The sequence below is a fragment of the Tepidibacter aestuarii genome (assembly GCF_934924865.1).
Lineage (GTDB): Bacteria > Bacillota > Clostridia > Peptostreptococcales > Peptostreptococcaceae > Tepidibacter_A > Tepidibacter_A aestuarii.
The window spans coordinates 2,620,438-2,641,038 of record NZ_OW235315.1 but is presented as its reverse complement, the minus strand read 5'-3'; the positions used below and the strand labels follow the sequence as shown (position 1 = coordinate 2,641,038).

The following is a 20,601-nucleotide window of genomic DNA, read 5'->3' as shown; positions in this document are numbered from 1 at the left end:
TCGGATAAAAATTATCTTATTAAGGGAGGACTAAAAATTTATGGAGAAAAAAATTAAATTACCATCTATGTTTCAGGTAAGCGTTGTCCTGAGCATTTTCCTTGCACTTGCTTTTTCATTTACAACTGTATTTGAACTACCAATACAGTTAGCATTATTTATTTCGTGGTTTGTGATAATTGGTCTTGGAATTAAGTTGGGCCACAGCTACAAGGATCTTGAAGCTTCTATAGCAAAGGGTATATATAATGGTATGGATGCAATATTGATTCTTATAGCAGTTGGAGCATTAGTTGGAACTTGGATTGCAGGAGGTATTGTACCAAGTCTTATCTATTATGGTTTAAAAGTAATAAGTCCTAAAATTTTCTTATTGGCTACTTTGTTTGTATGTGCGTTAACATCTATTGCAACTGGAACTTCATGGGGAACTGCAGGAACTGCAGGTATTGCCATGATGGGTATTGGTCAAGGTCTTGGAATTCCTCTTCCACTTGTTGCGGGAGCTGTATTATCAGGTTCGTATTTTGGAGATAAGATATCACCATTATCAGATAGTACTGTTCTTACTGCTTCAATGTCAGGGATTGATGTAATGGATCATATAAAAGGTATGGCTCCAGCTAGTATTCCTGGATTTTTAATTACATGTGTTCTTTTTACTATTACTGGTTTAAAATATGCAGGACAGAATGTAGATCTTGGTAGAATCGAAATGTTTATGAATGCGTTAAATAGCAATTTTAATATAAGTGTATGGTGTTTTTTACCTATGATTATGATAATTGGACTTCTTGCAAAGAGAAAGCCTTCTCTTCCAGTTATTGCATTTGGAGCATTTTTAGGAGCTATTTGGGCAGTAATATTCCAAGGAATGGACTCAGTTTCAGCTTTATCAACACTATATAATCCATTTGATATAAGTACTGGAGTTGAATTTGTTGATAATATACTAGGTCGCGGAGGAATTTCTTCTATGCTTGGATCTATAGTAATTATCATATTTGGACTTGGAGTTGGAGGACTTCTAGATAAAATTGGACTAATTGAAGTTATAGCTAGAAAGTTTGAGAACTGGATTACAAACACAGGAAGACTTGCTACAGCTACAGTAGGAACTGCAATACTTGGTAATGTATTTGGAAGTGCAATGTATGTTCCATTAATACTTACTCCAAAGATTATGGCAAAAAATTATGATGAATTAAAAGTTCATAGAAGAGTTCTTTCAAGAAATACAGAATTTGGAGGAACATTAACAGCTGGTATGGTTCCATGGAGTGATAATGGTATCTTTATGGCTGGTATACTAGGTGTTCCTACTCTTCAATATTTACCTTATATGTGGCTTGCATTTACATGTTTAGCAATTACAATAATTTATGGTTATATGGGTAAATTTCAATGGATTGGAGAAAAAGTTGAGTTTACAAATTACGATAAGGGTGAAGAATCGGCATAATAAGAAAAATTTTAATTTAGTTGTATAGGAGTGTTCATATGAAAAATATACTAATAATTGCAACGGGAGGAACAATAGCATCATCAGATAAAGGGGATGGTCTTGCTCCGAGTTATGATGTAAATGAACTTTTAGAATATATACCGAATGTATCTAAACTGTGTAATATATCAGGTGAACTTATAATGAATATAGATAGCACTAATATGAACCCTTCGAGGTGGGCTCACATAGCTGAATCTGTATATGAAAATTATGATAAATATGACGGATTTGTAATTACACATGGAACAGATACAATGGCATATACATCTGCAGCTTTAACGTATATGCTTCAAGGTGTTAATAAACCTGTAGTGGTAACAGGGTCTCAATATTCTATAGAAGAATTTGGAACTGATGCTTGTCAAAACTTAAGTGATGCAATAATGTTTGCAATGGAAGATATATCTGGAGTATTTGTAGTATTTGATGGGAAATTAATAAACGGAACAAGAGCAGTTAAAATAAAGACACGTAGTTTTGATGCTTTTGAAAGTGTTAATTTTCCATACATAGCAACTATAAAGCATGGTAAGATTAATTACAATTATTCACTTATGAATTATTATGTAAAACAACAGAAACAAAATTATTATGTAAAACAACAGAAACAAATAAAATTTAATAACAGCCTTTGCGAAAAAATATTAGTTTTAAAGCTATTTCCAGGAATAGATTCAAAGATATTTGATTATATAAAAGAGAATTACAAAGGAGTTATTATAGAAAGTTATGGAATTGGTGGAATTCCTTTTGAGAATTTTGATATTACATTAAAAGTAAAGGAATTGACAGACTCAAATATTGCAGTAGTTGTAACAACGCAGTGTATGGAGGAAGGTGTTGACTTTGACATTTATGAGGTTGGAAAAAAACTGGCTCAAAATAAGATTATATATGCAAAGGATATGAATACAGAAGCGTTGGTACCAAAACTCATGTGGGCACTTGGAAAATCAGATAATATGAATGAAGTAAAGAATTTGGTTGAAAAATCTTTTATGGGTGATATAGGTATTGATAACAACGATCTAGAGAATCAAAAAATGGCTTAGAGAGTAAGAAACTAAAGATATTATGAATAAGAGATTAGTTTTTATGCATTTAGAAAGAGAGGAATGCTGTATATGCGTATACATATACTAAAAAAAACAAATCGAAGAGACAAAAAATAAATTGAACAGGCTTATACAGAATGAAGATACTATAAAAAATAATTATGAAATATTAAAGCTGAGTGAAGAAATAGATGTTTTAATAAATAAATATATATTAAAAAAAGATAGTGAATTATAGAAAAGAATTACTTGCTTTTAATAAGTCATTTTGTTTTTTCTCTTTTCACAATTCTTTAGTTTCTACATCCTATAATTAACATATTGATCATTGGTATTATTTCTATATATTACCCATTGAATGGAACTTAAAAAGAAAAAGCAAAACTTAATAATGATTAATAAAATAAATAAATTTGGTCGAAAATACTTTTTAAATCTATGTACATTTAAAGTGCATTTTAATAAAATGAACTTGCGATTAAGTTTCTGAAACATTTGACATTAAGAGAATATTTTTCATTTTCAATATAAAGGGGAGAGGTAAGTATGAATAAAAAATTATCAGAAAAGAATATGGCAATTTCACCATCAGTAACACTAGATATTACAGCAAAAGCAAAAAAGATGAAAGCAGATGGTGAAGATGTAATAAGCTTTGGAGCTGGAGAACCGGATTTCCAAACTCCAAATTATATAAGAAATGTAGCAATTGATGTTATTGCAAATGGAAATATAGGATATACTGCAGCTTCTGGACTTCCAGAGCTTAGAAAAACTATCTGTGAAAAATTTAAAAAGGATAATAATCTAGAATATACTCCAGAAAATATAGTTGTATCTAATGGAGCAAAGCATTCATTATTTAATTCACTACAAGCTATATGTAATCCAGGAGATGAAGTAATAGTTCCTCTTCCATACTGGGTTAGTTATCCAGAACTTGTAAAACTAGCAGATGCAAAACCTGTATTTGTTGAAGCTTTAGAAGAAGATGGTTTTAAATATACTAAAGAAAATCTTTTGAAAGCAATAAATGAAAAGACTAAAGCAATAATTTTAAATAGTCCAAATAATCCAACTGGAGCAGTTTATACTGAGGATGAATTAAGAGAAATAGCTAAAATAGCAGTTGATAATAATATTTATGTAATATCTGATGAAATTTATGAAAAACTTATTTATGAAGGAAAACATGTTAGTATAGCATCATTTGGAGAAGAAATAAAAGATTTAACAATAATTATAAATGGAGTTTCAAAAGGATATGCCATGACAGGATGGAGAATAGGATATACTGCAGCTAATAAGGAAATAACTAAGATAATGACAAATCTTCAAAGTCATGCTACATCAAACCCTAATACAATTGCTCAATATGCAACTGTTGCAGCTTTAACAGGAGATCAAGATATGGTAAATGTCATGGTGAAAGCTTTTAATGAAAGAAGGAAATATATGATAGAAAAGATAAATAGTATTTCTGATTTATCATGTAAAGAACCTAAAGGTGCATTTTATGTAATGGTAAATATATCTGAAATAATAGGTAAAGAATTTAATGGAGTAAAAATAAATAACTCGATGGATTTTGCTGATTATCTTCTTGATAAAACTAAGGTAGCGGTTGTTCCTGGCATTGGGTTTGGAGTTGAAAATTATATAAGACTTTCTTATGCAACTTCTATTGATAATATAAAAGAAGGACTTAAACGAATTGAAAATGCGATTAAATAAAGAGGTGAATATCGTGAATAGACTTAAAATAACAGAAACTGCATTAAGGGATGGACACCAATCACTTATAGCAACAAGGCTTACAACTGATGAAATACTTCCAATACTTGAGGTTATGGATAAAGCTAATTATCATGCTATGGAGGTTTGGGGAGGAGCAACTTTTGATGCATGCCTTAGATTTTTAAATGAAGATCCATGGCAAAGATTAAGAGAAATAAGAAAAAGAGTAAAAAATACAAAACTTCAAATGCTGTTAAGAGGTCAAAATCTTCTAGGATATAAGCATTATCCAGATGATATAGTTGAAAAATTCATACAAAAATCTATAGAAAATGGAATAGATATAATTCGTGTATTTGATGCCTTAAATGATACAAGAAATTTAGAAACTTCAGTGAAAACTATAAAAAAAGAAAAGGCTCATTGTCAGTGTGCTATATCTTACACAACCAGTAAAGTCCATACACTAGATTATTATACAAATTTAGTAAAGCAAATGGAAAGTATAGGAGCGGATTCTATATGCATAAAGGATATGGCAGGAATACTTACTCCTTACAGCACTTATGAACTTATAAATGAAATAAAGAAAAATACAAAACTTCCTATAGAGCTTCATACTCATGCTACTAGTGGAATAGCATCAATGACATATATGAAAGCTGTAGAGGCTGGAGTTGATATTATAGATACTGCTATATCGCCTTTTTCAGGAGGAACTTCTCAACCAGCTACTGAATCTTTAGCTATATCACTTTCAGAGAGTAAAAGAGATCCTAAACTTAATATAAAAGTTTTAAATGATATAGCGTCATATTTTAAACCGATAAAAGAAAAATACTTACAAAATGGAGTTTTAAACCCTAAAGTATTAAGTACTGAACCTAAGACTTTAAGCTATCAAGTTCCAGGAGGAATGCTTTCGAATCTTTTATCCCAGCTTAAAATGCAAAATGCATCAGATAAATATGAAGAAGTTTTAGCTGAGGTTCCAAGAGTTAGAGAAGACCTAGGATTTCCGCCACTTGTAACGCCACTTAGTCAAATGGTAGGAACTCAAGCAGTATTTAATGTTTTAACAGGACAAAGATATAAAATGGTACCTAAAGAGATAAAAGATTATGTAAGAGGTCTTTATGGAAAATCACCAGCTCCTATAAAAAAAGAAATAAAGAAAAAAATTATAGGAAATGAAGAAGTTATAACTATAAGACCAGCAGATCTTTTAGAACCTGGATTTGAAGATGTGAAAAAAGAAGTACAAGGTTTATATAAAAGTGAAGAAGATGTTTTATCATATGCACTTTTTCCTCAGGTTGCTAAAGACTTCTTAGAAAAGAGAAAAGATGATATTGATAATGATATTTGTAACATAGAAATTATTATGTAAGGAGGGAATATCATGGAAAGTATAACTATTTTAGAAGCTATTAAAATCACTTTTTTAAGTATGAGCGTAGTATTCATAAGTCTTTTTGTAATTTCTCAGATTTTAGAGCTATTTAAAATTGTTTTTTATAAAAAAGATTTAGAAAAACAAAAAAACTTAGAAATGGAAGTTACGGCATCTGAAAACGATGAATACGAAGAAATTAATGAATTAGATGAAGAAATAGATGTTATAGCAGCAATTATGGCTGCAGTTTTAGCCAGTAACAATAAAAATAATACAAAGCTTAGAATTAATAGCATAAAAAAAGTAGCGTAAAGGAGACTCTTGTATGAAAAAATATAGAATAAATTTAAATGGAAAAGCATATGAGGTTGAAGTAGAAGAAATTACTGGATCAGAATCTCAGACAGAAACTAAATCTGCTCCAAAAAAAGTAGAAAAAATAAAATCTATTCCTTCAAAGAAAACTTCTACTCAAGGTGAAGATGTAAAAGCACCTATGCCAGGAACAATTGTTTCTGTTAAAGTAAATGAAGGAGATAATGTTAAAGCAGGAGATGTACTACTTGTTTTAGAAGCTATGAAAATGGAAAATGAAATAGTTGCTCCAATCGATGGAAAAATAATTTCAATAAATACATCAAAGGGAGCAAGCGTAGCAGGTGGAGATGTTTTAATTACTATCGGATAAATACAGCTAGAAAGGACGTGATTAATATGCTAAACATGCTGCAAGATTTCTGGTCTTCAACTGGATTTTCAGCCATTACTTATAAAGAATTTATTATGATTATAATATCATTTATATTTCTTTATTTAGCTATAAAAAAAGGTTATGAACCGTATTTATTAATTCCAATATCATTTGGAATGCTTTTGGTAAATTTACCAAAAGCTGATTTAATGAGCGATAATGGACTACTACATTATTTATATATGGGAACAAAGCTTGGGATTTATCCACCATTAATATTTTTATGTGTTGGAGCAAGTACGGATTTTGGACCACTTATAGCAAATCCCAAATGTATTCTCTTAGGAGCTGCAGCACAATTTGGGATATTCTTTGCATTTATAGGGGCAATACTGCTTGGGTTTACTGGACCTGAAGCTGCATCAATTGGTATAATAGGAGGAGCTGATGGACCTACCGCTATATATCTGACTAGTCAGTTAGCCAAGGATCTTTTAGGACCTATAGCACTTGCTGCTTATTCATATATGGCATTAGTTCCTATTATTCAACCTCCTATTATAAGACTCTTAACTACAAAAGAAGAGAGAATGGTTAAAATGGAGCAGTTAAGACCTGTATCTAAGACGGAAAAAGTAGTATTCCCAATTATAGTAGCTGTTTTTACAATTTTACTATTACCATCGGCTGCACCTTTAATAGGTATGCTTATGTTCGGAAATCTTATTAAAGAATCTGGTATGGTTCCAAAACTTGTTGAAACCGCTCAAAATTCTATGATGTATATGATTACTATTATTTTAGGGCTTACAGTTGGAGCAAAAGCAGATGCTGATACTTTTCTTACTGTTCAAACACTTGGAATAGTAGCACTTGGTCTTACAGCTTTTTCCATTGGAACTGCATGTGGAGTTATATTTGGAAAAATTATGTATAAATTGACTAAAGGGAAAATAAATCCTATGATAGGGGCAGCGGGAGTTTCTGCTGTGCCAATGTCAGCAAGAGTTGTTCAAAAGATGGGTGCTGAGGAAAATCCTTCGAACTTCCTTCTAATGCACGCTATGGGGCCTAATGTAGCTGGAGTTATTGGATCGGCTGTTGCGGCGGGGATACTTCTTAATATGTTCTAATAAATACTAAATATAAAAAAGATTGTTGGTAATACTTATCAACGATCTTTTTTTTTGTTATATAGAAAAATTTTATCAAAATGATATACGTATAGAAAAGTACTATTGTACTTATATATCAAAATGATAGTATAATTATTATTACGAAGCTTGGCGATTAATGACGAAAAATGAAGTTACTTCAAATAGGGAGGTTGAATATGAAAAGAATTATTACACTAGCATTAGCAGTAATAATGATATTATCATTATCTGCATGCTCATCAACAAAAGAAGCTAAAAAAGAAGATAATGAAACAAATATTATACCTGAAAAACTAGTTATTGGTGTTATTCCAACACAAAACCAAGGTGATATGCAAAATGCAATGAATAAATTAGGTGATCATATTTCAAAGGAAATAGGAACTAAAGTAGATGTGAAAGTTTTTCCAGACTATAATGGAGTAGTAGAAGCAATGAACTATGGAAAAGTAGATTTAGCATATTTTGGCCCACTTACTTATGTAATAGCTAACGATAAAAGTGGAGCTGATGCAATTATTACAATGTTAGTAAATGGAGAACCATATTATCATTCTTATATAATTGCTCCGAATGACTCAAAATTAAATAATGTAGATGATTTAATTAATAATGCGAAAGATTTACACTTTGCATTTGGAGATGTAAATTCCACATCAGGATCATTAATTCCAGGAATCTTATTAAAGGAAAAAGGTGTATTTAAAAACGAACAAGAACATGATTTTAAACAAGTAACTTATACTGGAGGGCATGATGCAACAGCATTAGCAGTACAAAATAAAAAAGTAGATGCTGGAGCAATTGATAGTGCTATATTTGAATCAATGAAGAAAAACAAAGTTGTTGATGAAGATAAATTTAAAGTAATATGGAAATCAGATAAGTTATTTCAGTATCCATGGGCTGTAAAAAAAGATACTCCTAAGGAGTTAAAAGAAAAATTGCAGGAAGCTTTTCTTAGTATAACAGATAAAGAAATATTAGATATATTTGGAGCTGATGGTTTTACAAAAGCTAAAGATTCTGATTATGAACCAATAAGAGAAGCAGCTAAATCAGAGGGAAGAATATAGTTAGGTGTTGATATAATGAATAAATCAATAAAAGATGAAAAACAAAACAAGTGGTTTTGGGTAATATTTATTATTGTGTTTATTTGGAGTGCAGTGGGGAGTAACTTTAACCCACTGCTTTTTAAAGATATAGGGAATACCATAGAATTTATAAATAATAGTTTCTTACACCCTGATTGGAGTGTTTTATCTCAAGTTGTAAAACAGTCTATAGTTACAATCCAAATTGCAATAGTAGGGACTGTATTACCTATATTTATATCCATTCCACTAAGTTTTCTAGCAGCAAGAAATACTTCATTGCATCCTATTATATGTTTTATTACTAGAGGATTTTTGAGTTTTATAAGATCTGTTCCTGAAATTGTTTTTGCTCTTTTATTTGTACCGACTGTCAGTTTAGGGCCTTTTGCAGGGGTTTTAGCTATAACTATTCATAATACTGGTGTTTTAGGTAAAATGGTTGCAGAGTTAATCGAAGCAGCAGATAATGGGCCACAAGAAGCAGTTGCATCAACTGGAGCATCTAAATCGATTGTAGTATTTTATGGAATTGTTCCTCAAATTGTACCTACTATACTTTCTAATATTTTTTACAGATTAGAAGTCAGTATTAGATCATCTTTAGTGTTAGGGCTTGTAGGTGCTGGTGGTATAGGACAGCTTTTAAGCATTCATTTTAAAATATTTCAATATGAAAAAGTATCGGTAGATATATTGGGTATCATGACACTTGTAGTTTTAGTAGATGTTATTGGTGGATATATAAGAAGGAGGGTGATATAAGTGCATATAAATATAAGTAATTTATATAAAAAATATGAAAAAAGCACAATTTACACCCTCGAAGATATAAATATAGATATATCAAAAGGAGAACGTATTGTTGTACTAGGATCTAGTGGTTCTGGAAAATCAACCTTGATTAGATGTATTAATAGACTTATTGATTCTACGGATGGAACTATTTATTATAAAGGAAAAAATGTTACAAATATTAAAGGAAAAGATATAAGATTTTATAGAAAAAAATTCGGAATGATTTTTCAAAATTATAATTTAATAGATAGATTAGATGTTCTTACGAATGTGCTTGTTGGAAGATTTGGAGATAAATCATTTTTACAAGTATTAAAAAAAGAATTTACTCAAGAAGAAATAGAATTAGCTAAAAGTGCTTTATCTACAGTGGGACTAGATGATTTATACAATAGACGTATTAGTAAATTAAGTGGTGGACAACAACAAAGGGTAGGTATTGCAAGAACATTGGTTCAACAGCCAGAAGTTATTTTAGGAGATGAACCAGTATCGAGTTTAGATCCTATTAGCACCACAAACATAATGAGTTTATTAAAACAAATCAATATAGAAAAAAATATTACAATGATTATAAATTTGCATAATGTAGATATAGCAAAAGAATTTGCTACTAGAATTGTAGGAATAAATCAAGGTAAAATTGTTTTTGATGATAGACCAGAATTTCTAGATAAAAAGGAAGTAGTTCGCATTTATCATGGAATAGAAAATGAGCTATCAGTCATATAAAATAAATATTTAGTTTTGAATAAAGCAGCTGTGAGTATTTTGATCGTGGCTGTTTTATTTATTTATTGTAACTTATGATACGGAATAATTAAAAATAATGCATTAATATATACATATAAGATAAACATAACAAGACCAAGAATAATTGACAGGTATAGAAAATAAAGATTTAAAATAAAATATAAGAGGAGACGATAATATGAGTAGATTTTTAGGACCAATACACCAGTGGTTATTCAATAAGATTAGATCAAGTGAGGAGCTAGAACTTAAGATTATAGAAAATATTCAAACTAAATTAGATGTAAATATTGATGATATAGTATCTACTTCAAGAACTAAAATAGCAGAGCCTATAGAAAATAAAGAACTTGAAGAATTAGTAGATACTGATAACATCCATGGCTGGCTTCAAGAAAAAATAACTCTAGTTGAAACAAGACAAGCATATATAATAAAAAATATAGTAGACAGATTTGAAGATAAGGGGCTTAATGTAATAAAGGAAACTTACAAAGAGCAAGCTATAAAGAGTGCAGAGGATGCAAAGTTAAATTCTGATGTATCAAACCCAGCAGCTATATATAAATCTTTAAACAACTATATTCTAGATGGAATGCCGTGTGATAATGTAAACAATATAACTGTGAATGCAGAAGATAGACTTGAGTGGAAGGTTGCAAGATGTCTTCATAAAGGTTATTGGGAGAAGGTAGGAGCAAGTACAGAGTTATTATATGAACTTCGTAAAATATGGATTGAAAACTTCGTAAAAAATGCAAATGAAAATTATAGATATGAATTTAAAATAGAAGATGGAATAATGGTTCATGAAATAAAGAGATAAATTTAAAGTCTGTTAACTTATGGTTAGCAGACTTTTTTACTTTAGTCAGTACGTAGCAACTAGACGAATTTTTATAAAAAAAATCTATAACCAAAAATAGTATTATAGAAAGGTTCTATAATAAGTTGTAAAAGTATAAAATTAAATAGAAACGTGGTAAAATATGTAGTGAATTGACGTAAAGGGGAGGATTGTATTATGAAGGATTTACCTCAAATATTTGACGAATTTAGCGAAGCTAGGAGAGATGGATTTTTAAAAATTAAAAAGTTGAAAGAAGATGGAAATAAAATAGTAGGAGTATACTGTGCATACACTCCAAAAGAGGTGATTATGGCATCTGGTGCTATACCTGTATCTTTATGTGGAACTAGCGAAGAACCTATTAAAGAGGCTGAAAAGCATCTTCCTAGAAATTTATGTCCTTTAATTAAGTCAAGCTACGGATTTAGTATAACAGATAAATGTCCATACTTTTATTTTTCTGACCTACTAGTTGGAGAGACTACATGTGATGGAAAGAAAAAAATGTATGAACTTTTAGCCGAAATAAAACCTATGCACATTATGTATCTTCCTCAAAACTATAAAACAGAGGATTCTATAAATTCATGGCATAAAGAGTTAAATATTTTAAAGGATAGACTAGAGTCTGAATTTGAAGTTGAAATTACAGAAGATAAATTAAAAGAAGCTATAAAGCTGTGTAACGAAGAAAGAAAACTTTTAAAAGAATTCTATCAGTTAAGCTCATTATGCCCTCCAGCTATGAAGGGATTTGATCTTATAAAAGTATTGGAAGGTACTAGTTTTAAACTAGATAAAAAAGAGTATGTAAAAGAATTAAGAGATCTGATAGATAAAGTTAAATGTGATTATGAAGATGAAAATAATAGAGTATCTAAGGATTTAAAGAGAATACTGATAACAGGATGTCCAATTGGTGGTGTTGCTGAAAAAATAATTAAAACCATAGAAGAAAATAACGGAGTAGTTGTATGCTTTGAAAACTGTGGAGGAGCTAAATCAATTGAAAATTTAGTAGATGAAACTATTGGTCCTATGGAGGCGTTAACGAAGCACTATCTAAGTATTCCGTGTTCTTGTATGACTCCTAATAATGATAGATTAGATTTATTATCAAGACTTGTAGATGAGTATAAAGTTGATGGTGTAATTGAAGTAGTTCTTCAAGCTTGCCACACATACAATGTAGAGACATATAATATTAAGAAATTTATAAATAACGATAAAAAAATACCTTATATGGCTTTGGAAACGGATTACTCTCAAACAGATATAGGTCAGATAAGTACTCGTATAGGTGCATTTATAGAGATGCTTTAAAAATAAAGTCCTCATTTAAAATCTTTCTAAAAATATTAAAAAAGAGTATAATATCTAATACATATCTATTTGAAGGGTGTTGATTAGATTGTTTGAAAACATGGATATTTTCTCAAATATAGATAAAGAAATTATAAAAGAGATGAAATCTAGAGGACTTATAAAGATTTATGAAAAAGATGAAATAATATTTAGTGAGGCTGAAGAACATCGAAATGTATATTTAGTATGCTCAGGGAAGATAATACTTTATAAATCATCAGAAGAAGGTGATGAAAAAATTATATATATACTTGGAAGAGGGGATTTCTTAAATGAACTTTGTATAGATGATAAAAGTACCTCCGCTAATGCCAAAGTTATGGAAGATAGTAAAATAATATGCTTTTCAAAGAGTGATACTATATATTGGATGAGACGAGATTTTAACTTCAACATGATTATTATGAATTCACTAAGTAATAAGCTTAGAAGGTCTTTTAGACAGATAAAGAATTTAGGTCTTAAAAAAACTAATTATAGAATAGCTGCAAGACTATGGAAGCTTGCTAGGGACTATGGATGTCCAAGCAATGAAAATATACATATAGATATCAATATGACTCATTCTCAACTTGCGTCTATGGTGGGCACTTCTAGAGAATCTGTAAGTAGATTTTTAAAAAATATTGAAAGAAAGAACATAATAAAGCAAAAAAATCAAAAGATAATAATATGCAGTTTAAGTAAACTAGAAGACTACACTAAATCCCTTTCATAAGGGATTTTTTTTTATCTGTGATATTTATCACAGATTTAAAATTTATATATTGTTAAAATATTAATGACTAAAAAATATCAATCTAAGGAGATGAATTAAGTGATAAAAGAGAATTTAGAAAAACTAGCCGCTGCTGCAAAAGTGAAAATAAAGATTTTAAATGATAATATTGTTAAATATTTTATACTTTCAATGATGGCTGGAATTTATGTAGGATTTGGAATTATGCTTATTTTTTCTATAGGAGCACCACTTAAAGCTGCAGGTTCTCCTGGACTTAAGGCTTTAATGGGAGCAAGCTTTGCAATTGCATTAACATTAGTTATATTTGCAGGATCAGAACTTTTTACAGGAAACAATATGGTAATGACAGTAGGAGCCTTATCAAAGAAAGTAACTTGGATAGATGCTATAAAAATATGGGTTGTAAGTTATTTTGGTAATTTAATTGGTTCTTTATTAATGGCATGGACATTAGTTCAAACAGGACTTATATCTAAAGCTCCACTAAGTGATTTTGTATTAGGAGCTAGTGCTGGTAAGATGGGAGCACCATCTGTAGAATTATTCTTTAGAGGTATATTATGTAACATGTTAGTGTGTTTATCAATATGGATGGCTACGAAGACTAAAGAAGACATAGCAAAAATCGCATTTATATTCTTATGTTTATTTGGATTCATAGGATCTGGATTTGAGCATAGTATAGCTAATATGACACTTCTTGGAATGGGATTATTTATTCCACATGATCCTAGTTTAGTATCTTGGGCAGGATTTGCACATAATTTAATACCTGTAACACTCGGAAATATGGTAGGAGGAGCAGTTATAATAGGAGCTATGTACTTTTATGTTGGAACTGAAAAAGGAGGTAAATAGATATGGGATTTGAAATTAATAATAAAGATTTTAATAAAATATTGGAATCGTTAAAAGATGAATATAAAATATATGCACCAAAGAGGTTTTCTAAAAGAGGACGTTTTTCAGATACTGATTTAATAAGATATGATGAAATAAATACTATAGAGGAAATTGAGTATAAGGAAAAATCTCAATATTCACCTAAAGAGGTTGTATATCCTATAACTCAGACTTTATTTTATTTTAATGAAGATGAATTTAGGGAGTCTACTGTAAGTGAAAAGAAATTATTAATCTTCTTGAGAGCTTGTGATATAAACGGAATGAGAAGACTTGATACAATATTTTTAGAAAATGGACCATACAAAGATGTTTATTATCAAAGACTTAGAGAAAAGATTAAATTCGTTCTTATAGAGTGTAGCGAAAGTTTTGATAATTGCTTCTGTGTATCTATGAATTCAAATAAAACGGATAACTACGATATAGGGATAAGATTTGAAGATAACAAAGTTACTTGTGAAGTTAAAGATGATGAATTAAAAAAAGTATTCGAAACTGTTGGAGATAAAGTTGAATTTGAAATGGAATATGTAAAAGAAAATAAATTTAAAGTAGAAGTTCCAAATAAAGATGATTTGAGCGTAGAATTTTTCAATAATAAGATATGGGAAGAATATTCAAAAAGATGTATAGCTTGTGGTAGATGTAATACAGTATGTATGACTTGTAGCTGTTTTACTACTCAAGATATAGCTTATGAAGAAAACCCAAATAGTGGAGAAAGAAGAAGAGTATGGGCTGGATGTCATATAGATAAATTCACTAATATGGCAGGTGGACATGAGTTTAGAAAAGATTATGGATCTAGAATGCGCTTTAAAACAATGCATAAGATATATGACTATAACAAACGTTTTGGTGAAAATATGTGCGTTGGATGTGGTAGATGTGATGATCAATGTCCACAATATATATCTTTTGCACAGTGCATTAACAAGGTAAGTGAGACTTTAAAGAAGGGAGAGGCTACTAATGAATAATCCTTTTATTCCTCAAAAAAAGAAGGTACTAGATGTAATAGCTCAAACGGATATAGATATAACATATAAGGTTGAGTTTGATGAAAAACTAAAAGGTGGTCAGTTTGTTCAGGTATCTATTCCAAGAATTGGAGAGGCTCCTATATCCGTTAGTGATTTTGGTGATGGATATATTGAAATGACAATAAGAAAAGTAGGAAAATTAACCGACGAAATATACAACTTAAAACCAGGGGATTATATGTATTTAAGAGGTCCTTATGGAAATGGATTCCCTATAGAAAAATATGAAAATAAGCATTTAATAATAGCGGCTGGAGGAACTGGTCTTGCTCCTGTTAAGAATATAGTCAATCATTTTAATACAAATATAGATGAGGTTAAAAAGTTTGATTTATTATTAGGATTTAAATCTCCTAAGGATATACTGTTTAAGGATGAGATTGAGAACTGGAAAAAGAATATAAATTTAACTTTAACTGTTGATAATGCGGATGAAGATTGGGCTGGAAACTCAGGCCTTATAACAGAATTTGTACCTAATATAGAAATAGAGAATATGGACGATGTTCAGGTTGTAATAGTTGGACCTCCTGTAATGATGAAATTTACAGCACTAGAATTCTTAAAACTTGGAGTTCCTAAAGAACAAATATGGGTTTCTTTTGAAAGAAAGATGTCTTGTGCAATAGGGAAATGTGGACATTGTAAAATAGATGAGACTTATGTATGTCTTGAAGGACCAGTATTCAATTATACAAAAGGTGAAGAATTAATAGACTAGATTGGGAGGGGAGTATATTGTCATTAGACTTAAATGTAAAAAAAATGAAGAAGAATGCATATAGAATAACTAAACATAGGAACACTACATCTCTTCGTGTTCGTGTACCTGGAGGGGAAATAAGTGCAGATCTTTTAAGTATAGTAAATGATATAGCAAATAAATATGGAAACGGAAAAATTCATATAACTACAAGACAAGGTTTTGAAATAATGGGTATACCTTTTGATAAAGTAGATGAAGTAAACCTTATGGCGAAATCTTTAATAGAAGGTCTTGAAATAAATGCGGTAGATCCTAAAAGTGGTTATCCAGCAGCAGGAACTAGAAATGTGTCTGCATGTATAGGAAATAAAGTCTGTCCATTTGCAAACTATAATACTACTGAATTTGCAAAAAAAATAGAAAAGGCAATATTTCCAAATGATCACCATGTGAAAATTGCTTTAACAGGATGTCCAAACGACTGCATAAAGGCTCATATGCAGGATTTTGGAATAATAGGGATGGCAGATGTAGAGTATGATATGAATAGGTGTATAGGTTGTGAAGCATGTGTTAAGAACTGTAGTAAAAGAGCAACAGGCGCACTTACTACGAAGGATGGAAAGGTAAAAAGAGACAGTAGAAGATGTATAGGATGTGGAGAATGTGCTCTTAAATGTCCTACTAGTGCTTGGTCTAGAAATCCAGAAAAAAAATATAAATTAGTTATAATGGGTAGAACAGGAAAGAAAAATCCAAGAATAGCAATGCCTTTTATGGAATGGGTAGATGAAGAGACTATAATTAAGGTTATACTTAATACTTATGACTATATAGATGAGTATATAGATAGATCTTTACCAAAAGAGCATATAGGTTATATTGTTGATAGAACAGGTTATCCTGTATTTAAAGAGTATGCTCTAAGAGGAACTAATCTTGGACCTGAAGTTAAGGTTGCTGAGTTTATAGATTTTGGTGGATATAAGTACGAAAAAGATGCATTTATGAATTATGCAGAATAGATTAAAATACAAAAGGACGATATCAAAAAAAGATATTGTCTTTTTTTGTATTTTGATAAAAGAATTAACATATCTTTAACTTAATATATATATTCATTTAGATTAAAATGTTATATCATATACCTGAAGTATATGAATTTTTCACATAACTTGAGGTGAATTTATGAAGGTAGTTAATGAATTTGAAAATATAATTAAAAATGGAAGTATAACTACATTATTTCAACCAATTGTAAATTTAATAGATGGAGAAACAATAGGATATGAGGCTTTAAGTAGAGGTCCTAGGAACTCGATTTTTTCTTCACCTATCGAATTGCTTAAAATTGCAGAACAGCAGAATAAGACGTGGGAACTTGAACTTTTATTTCGTATAAAGGCAATAGAAAAAGCGCAAAGTATTGATAGGAGTAAATTATTATTTTTAAATGTAGATCCAAATATTATACGAGATGATAAGTTTAAAAAAGGATTTACTAAAGAATTTTTAAGAAAATACAATATATCTCCAGAGTGTGTTATATTCGAAATTACTGAAAGAACTGCTATTGAAGATTATAAAAGTTTTACTAAGGTACTAAAGCATTATGTAGACCAAGGATATAAAATTGCAGTTGATGATGTAGGTGCAGGTTATTCCGGGCTTAAAACAATCACTCAAACAAAACCTCATTATATAAAAATAGATATGGAGCTTATTAGAGATATAGATAGAGATTTATTTAAACAAGCTTTAATTAAATCTTTGGTTGATTTAGCAAATACAACTAATACAAAGTTAATAGCTGAGGGTATTGAAACGGAAGAGGAGCTTCAATGCTTGATAAAATTAGGCGTATATGCTGGACAAGGGTATTTTTTACAAAAACCAGCTGATACATTTTTAGATATATGTGAGAATATAAAAGATATTATAAATAAATACAATGATAGATCAAATGGATTTTTTGATTGTAGAAACAGCCATAATTATATAGGAGATGTAATGGAAGAAACTATAACCTTTGATATTTCAACGTCTTGTGAAAAAATTAAAGAGTATTTTGACAATCATTCTGTAGAGGGTGTATGTATAGTTAAGAATAATTATCCTGTAGGTTTAATGATGAAAAACAACTTAAATTCAATGCTTGCAAAACAATATGGGTTTGCTGTGTATTCTAAAAGACCTATTGAACTTACTATGGACAAAAGCCCACTTATTGTTGAATATTATACGCCTATAAATAAAGTTTTAGAAGTTGCCATGGCAAGAGATGATGATAAAGTCTATGACAATATTATTGTGACAAAAGGTTATAATTATGGAGGAATTGTTTCAATAAGAGAACTGGTTAAATATTCTAATACCTTAGAAAAAAATTATGCAAGAGAACTAAATCCTCTAACAGGTCTTCCTGGGAATGCAATTATCAATAGAGTATTGAGTGATACTGTTAAATATAATAATAATAATAATTCTTATATTTTTTATTTTGATTTAGATAATTTTAAAATATATAATGATATATATGGATTTGAAAATGGAGATAATATTATAAAATTGACTGCAGATATAATAAAAAATAATATTAAAACTCTATTCCCTTTCAATAGCTTTGTAGGGCATATTGGAGGAGATGACTTTGTAGCTGTTGTAGAAGATTCTAGAGATGACTGTGAAACTCTTTGTAAAAATATTATTTTAGAATTTGACCAAAAGGTATTAGATTTCTTTTGTGAAAAAGATATAAATAATGTGTACATAGAATCTGAAGGTAGGAATGGGAAAAAAACTGTTTTTAATTTAACATCTATCTCTATAGCTGGGTTATATAAGAATTTATATAATTTTAAAGATGCTGATTCGCTTGCTCAACATATGAGTATTATAAAAAAGAAAGTAAAAAAAATTCCTCATAGCAGTTATATTATTGAAAAATAGGAACGATTTTATGTCGTTCCTATTTTAATTTATATTTAAGAGTAGGAAATTAATATATAAATGCGATTGAAATTGATTGTTTTTGAATTTTAATGAATATATTTGGATTGTTTTGAAATAAAATGATTGTTTTTTGAAAGATTCTGAATTATAATGATTATATAAAGAGGTGATTACATTGTTAACAGAAGAAAGACATGAATTGATATTAGGTGCTTTGAAAGAAAAAGGATCTGTCAAAATTAACGAATTAGTAGAAATCACAAATACATCAGAATCTACCATAAGAAGAGATCTTACTTTTTTAGAGGGAATAAATGCTTTAAAAAGAGTTCATGGAGGAGCTACTTTGCTTAAAGGTAGATTTAATGAGCCAAGTTATAAAGAAAAAGAAGTGCAAAATATAAGTGAAAAAATTGAAATAGCAAAATATGCAGCAAGTCTTATAGAGGAAGGAGATTGCATATACCTTGATGCAGGAACTACTACATTTGAGATGATTAAATATATAGATAAAAGAGATGTTGTTATTGTTACTAATGGACTTAAGCATATTAATGAGCTTATGGAAAATGATATCAATGCTTATATTCTTGGTGGAAAGGTAAAGTCCAGAACTAGGGCAGTTATAGGAACAGATGCATTAAAGAATTTAGAAAAGTTCACATTTGATAAAGCTTTTATAGGTATTAATGCAATTCATATTGATTATGGATTTACAACTCCAGATTCTGAAGAAGCAATACTTAAAGAAAGAGCTATAAACTACTCAAGAGAAGCATTTATACTGGCTGATAACTCTAAGTTTGGAGAAATTGCATTTGTAAAGGTCGCTAGTTTTGATAAAGCGAGTATAATAACAGACTCTAAATTTGAAGATTACGATAGATACTTAGAAAAAACTAGAATAAAGGTTGTGAAGAAGTAATGATATATACAGTAACATTCAATCCAGCAATAGACTACATCGTGAATGTGGAGGATTTTAAAACAGGAGAAGTTAATAGAGTTAGAAGTGATATTAAATATCCTGGAGGAAAAGGAATTAATGTATCTAGAGTTCTTAATAATTTTGATGTAGATACAAAGGCACTAGGATTCATAGGTGGGTTTACAGGAGAGTTTATCAAGAACTATCTAGAAAACGAAGGAGTAAAGACCGATTTTATAGCTGTTAAAGAAGATACAAGAATAAATGTTAAGTTAAAGTCTAATAAAGAGACAGAGATAAACGGATATGGTCCAACCATAACAGAAGAAAATTTAAATTCTTTATTTAATAAGATAGAAAAATTAAGTAGTGATGACATATTAGTTCTTGCTGGTAATGCTCAAAAAAGTGTTCCAAGAGATATATATGCTCAAATTCAGAATATATGCGTTCAAAATAATGTAAGAGTTGTAGTAGATACTACTGGTGAAGCATTATTAAATACTTTAAAGAACAAACCTTTTTTAATAAAGCCAAACAATCATGAACTCAGTGAAATGCTAAATGTAGATATAGGTAATATAGGTGACACTATATACTATGCAAAAAAGCTTGTAGATATGGGCGCACAAAATGTAATAATATCAATGGCTGGCGATGGAGCATTACTTATATGTGATGAGGGTGTATATAAGGCGTCAACTCCAAAAGGAGAGGTTAAAAACTCTGTTGGGGCAGGAGATTCTCTTATAGCTGGTTTTTTAGCTAGCTACTATAAAGAAGGAGATATTTTAAGAGCTTTTAAACTTGGAATAGCAACTGGTAGTGCAACAGCCTTTTCTGTTGATTTATGTAAAAAAGAACATGCTATGAGTTTGCTAAATCAAGTTGACATAAAAAAAATAAGCTAAAGGAGAT

21 protein-coding genes are annotated in these 20,601 nt (G+C 29.8%); all 21 read left to right on the top strand.

Annotation, left to right across the window (positions count from 1 at the left end):
• Positions 1-40: 40 nt before the first annotated feature.
• The 21 genes from nhaC to pfkB all read left to right on the top strand — a co-directional run bounded on the left by nhaC (position 41) and on the right by pfkB (position 20,594).
• Positions 41-1,462 carry a Na+/H+ antiporter NhaC gene (gene nhaC / locus M2214_RS13025; protein ID WP_248479303.1) on the top strand — a complete coding sequence of 474 codons (1,422 nt, stop codon included), beginning with the start codon at positions 41-43 and terminating at the stop codon, positions 1,460-1,462.
• 38 nt (positions 1,463-1,500) lie between these two features.
• Positions 1,501-2,559: an asparaginase gene (locus M2214_RS13020; RefSeq protein ID WP_248479301.1), complete on the top strand. Its 1,059-nt coding sequence runs from the start codon at positions 1,501-1,503 to the stop codon at positions 2,557-2,559.
• Positions 2,560-2,659: 100 nt separating this feature from the next.
• Positions 2,660-2,800: a Spo0E family sporulation regulatory protein-aspartic acid phosphatase gene (locus tag M2214_RS13015; protein WP_256466737.1), complete on the top strand. Its 141-nt coding sequence runs from the start codon at positions 2,660-2,662 to the stop codon at positions 2,798-2,800.
• A 308-nt stretch (positions 2,801-3,108) separates the two neighbouring features.
• Complete coding sequence (locus M2214_RS13010) at positions 3,109-4,296, top strand: pyridoxal phosphate-dependent aminotransferase (protein WP_248479290.1); 1,188 nt, start codon at positions 3,109-3,111, stop codon at positions 4,294-4,296.
• Positions 4,297-4,309: 13 nt separating this feature from the next.
• Complete coding sequence (locus tag M2214_RS13005; RefSeq protein ID WP_248479282.1) at positions 4,310-5,689, top strand: oxaloacetate decarboxylase subunit alpha; 1,380 nt, start codon at positions 4,310-4,312, stop codon at positions 5,687-5,689.
• A gap of 12 nt (positions 5,690-5,701) precedes the next feature.
• Positions 5,702-6,007 carry an OadG family protein gene (locus tag M2214_RS13000; protein WP_248479280.1) on the top strand — a complete coding sequence of 102 codons (306 nt, stop codon included), beginning with the start codon at positions 5,702-5,704 and terminating at the stop codon, positions 6,005-6,007.
• Between the two features lie 13 nt (positions 6,008-6,020).
• Positions 6,021-6,383, top strand: coding sequence for a biotin/lipoyl-containing protein (locus M2214_RS12995; RefSeq protein WP_248479278.1), 363 nt, complete (start codon positions 6,021-6,023; stop codon positions 6,381-6,383).
• Positions 6,384-6,409: 26 nt separating this feature from the next.
• On the top strand, positions 6,410-7,519 hold the full coding sequence (locus M2214_RS12990; protein ID WP_248479270.1) for a sodium ion-translocating decarboxylase subunit beta: 1,110 nt from the start codon (positions 6,410-6,412) through the stop codon (positions 7,517-7,519).
• 200 nt (positions 7,520-7,719) lie between these two features.
• Complete coding sequence (phnD, locus tag M2214_RS12985) at positions 7,720-8,619, top strand: phosphate/phosphite/phosphonate ABC transporter substrate-binding protein (protein WP_248479268.1); 900 nt, start codon at positions 7,720-7,722, stop codon at positions 8,617-8,619.
• Between the two features lie 15 nt (positions 8,620-8,634).
• Positions 8,635-9,405 (top strand): phosphonate ABC transporter, permease protein PhnE, encoded by a 771-nt coding sequence (gene phnE / locus M2214_RS12980; protein WP_248479266.1) that lies wholly within the window; start codon positions 8,635-8,637, stop codon positions 9,403-9,405.
• Positions 9,406-10,170 (top strand): phosphonate ABC transporter ATP-binding protein, encoded by a 765-nt coding sequence (gene phnC / locus M2214_RS12975; RefSeq protein WP_248479264.1) that lies wholly within the window; start codon positions 9,406-9,408, stop codon positions 10,168-10,170.
• 199 nt (positions 10,171-10,369) lie between these two features.
• Positions 10,370-11,017: a hypothetical protein gene (locus M2214_RS12970; protein WP_248479256.1), complete on the top strand. Its 648-nt coding sequence runs from the start codon at positions 10,370-10,372 to the stop codon at positions 11,015-11,017.
• A 198-nt stretch (positions 11,018-11,215) separates the two neighbouring features.
• A complete protein-coding gene (locus M2214_RS12965) occupies positions 11,216-12,364 on the top strand; it encodes a double-cubane-cluster-containing anaerobic reductase (protein ID WP_248479253.1) in 1,149 nt (382 codons plus the stop codon).
• 88 nt (positions 12,365-12,452) lie between these two features.
• The gene (locus tag M2214_RS12960) at positions 12,453-13,124 is read left to right on the top strand and encodes a Crp/Fnr family transcriptional regulator (RefSeq protein WP_248479251.1); all 672 of its coding nucleotides are present in this window, start codon (positions 12,453-12,455) and stop codon (positions 13,122-13,124) included.
• 99 nt (positions 13,125-13,223) lie between these two features.
• The gene (locus M2214_RS12955; RefSeq protein ID WP_248479249.1) at positions 13,224-14,006 is read left to right on the top strand and encodes a formate/nitrite transporter family protein; all 783 of its coding nucleotides are present in this window, start codon (positions 13,224-13,226) and stop codon (positions 14,004-14,006) included.
• A 2-nt stretch (positions 14,007-14,008) separates the two neighbouring features.
• Positions 14,009-15,034: an anaerobic sulfite reductase subunit AsrA gene (gene asrA, locus M2214_RS12950; RefSeq protein ID WP_248479247.1), complete on the top strand. Its 1,026-nt coding sequence runs from the start codon at positions 14,009-14,011 to the stop codon at positions 15,032-15,034.
• Positions 15,027-15,818, top strand: a complete 792-nt coding sequence (gene asrB / locus M2214_RS12945) for an anaerobic sulfite reductase subunit AsrB (protein WP_248479245.1) — start codon at positions 15,027-15,029, stop codon at positions 15,816-15,818. Before asrA ends, asrB begins: the two co-directional genes overlap by 8 nt.
• 17 nt (positions 15,819-15,835) lie before the next feature.
• Positions 15,836-16,828 carry a sulfite reductase subunit C gene (gene asrC / locus M2214_RS12940; protein ID WP_256466681.1) on the top strand — a complete coding sequence of 331 codons (993 nt, stop codon included), beginning with the start codon at positions 15,836-15,838 and terminating at the stop codon, positions 16,826-16,828.
• Positions 16,829-16,991: 163 nt separating this feature from the next.
• On the top strand, positions 16,992-18,752 hold the full coding sequence (locus M2214_RS12935) for a GGDEF domain-containing protein (protein WP_248479243.1): 1,761 nt from the start codon (positions 16,992-16,994) through the stop codon (positions 18,750-18,752).
• 169 nt (positions 18,753-18,921) lie between these two features.
• On the top strand, positions 18,922-19,680 hold the full coding sequence (locus M2214_RS12930) for a DeoR/GlpR family DNA-binding transcription regulator (RefSeq protein WP_330651499.1): 759 nt from the start codon (positions 18,922-18,924) through the stop codon (positions 19,678-19,680).
• The gene (gene pfkB / locus M2214_RS12925) at positions 19,680-20,594 is read left to right on the top strand and encodes a 1-phosphofructokinase (protein ID WP_248479241.1); all 915 of its coding nucleotides are present in this window, start codon (positions 19,680-19,682) and stop codon (positions 20,592-20,594) included. The genes M2214_RS12930 and pfkB overlap by 1 nt, the downstream gene beginning before the upstream one ends.
• Positions 20,595-20,601 lie beyond the last annotated feature (7 nt).

Coding starts and splice junctions, on each gene's coding strand:
- M2214_RS12995 (WP_248479278.1), top strand. CDS start 6,021: ATGAAAAAATATAGAATAAATTTAAATGGAAAAGCATATGAGGTTGAA.
- phnE (WP_248479266.1), top strand. CDS start 8,635: ATGAATAAATCAATAAAAGATGAAAAACAAAACAAGTGGTTTTGGGTA.
- M2214_RS12965 (WP_248479253.1), top strand. CDS start 11,216: ATGAAGGATTTACCTCAAATATTTGACGAATTTAGCGAAGCTAGGAGA.
- M2214_RS12970 (WP_248479256.1), top strand. CDS start 10,370: ATGAGTAGATTTTTAGGACCAATACACCAGTGGTTATTCAATAAGATT.
- asrB (WP_248479245.1), top strand. CDS start 15,027: ATGAATAATCCTTTTATTCCTCAAAAAAAGAAGGTACTAGATGTAATA.
- M2214_RS13000 (WP_248479280.1), top strand. CDS start 5,702: ATGGAAAGTATAACTATTTTAGAAGCTATTAAAATCACTTTTTTAAGT.
- M2214_RS13020 (WP_248479301.1), top strand. CDS start 1,501: ATGAAAAATATACTAATAATTGCAACGGGAGGAACAATAGCATCATCA.
- M2214_RS12990 (WP_248479270.1), top strand. CDS start 6,410: ATGCTAAACATGCTGCAAGATTTCTGGTCTTCAACTGGATTTTCAGCC.
- nhaC (WP_248479303.1), top strand. CDS start 41: ATGGAGAAAAAAATTAAATTACCATCTATGTTTCAGGTAAGCGTTGTC.
- M2214_RS13010 (WP_248479290.1), top strand. CDS start 3,109: ATGAATAAAAAATTATCAGAAAAGAATATGGCAATTTCACCATCAGTA.
- phnD (WP_248479268.1), top strand. CDS start 7,720: ATGAAAAGAATTATTACACTAGCATTAGCAGTAATAATGATATTATCA.
- pfkB (WP_248479241.1), top strand. CDS start 19,680: ATGATATATACAGTAACATTCAATCCAGCAATAGACTACATCGTGAAT.
- asrA (WP_248479247.1), top strand. CDS start 14,009: ATGGGATTTGAAATTAATAATAAAGATTTTAATAAAATATTGGAATCG.
- M2214_RS12935 (WP_248479243.1), top strand. CDS start 16,992: ATGAAGGTAGTTAATGAATTTGAAAATATAATTAAAAATGGAAGTATA.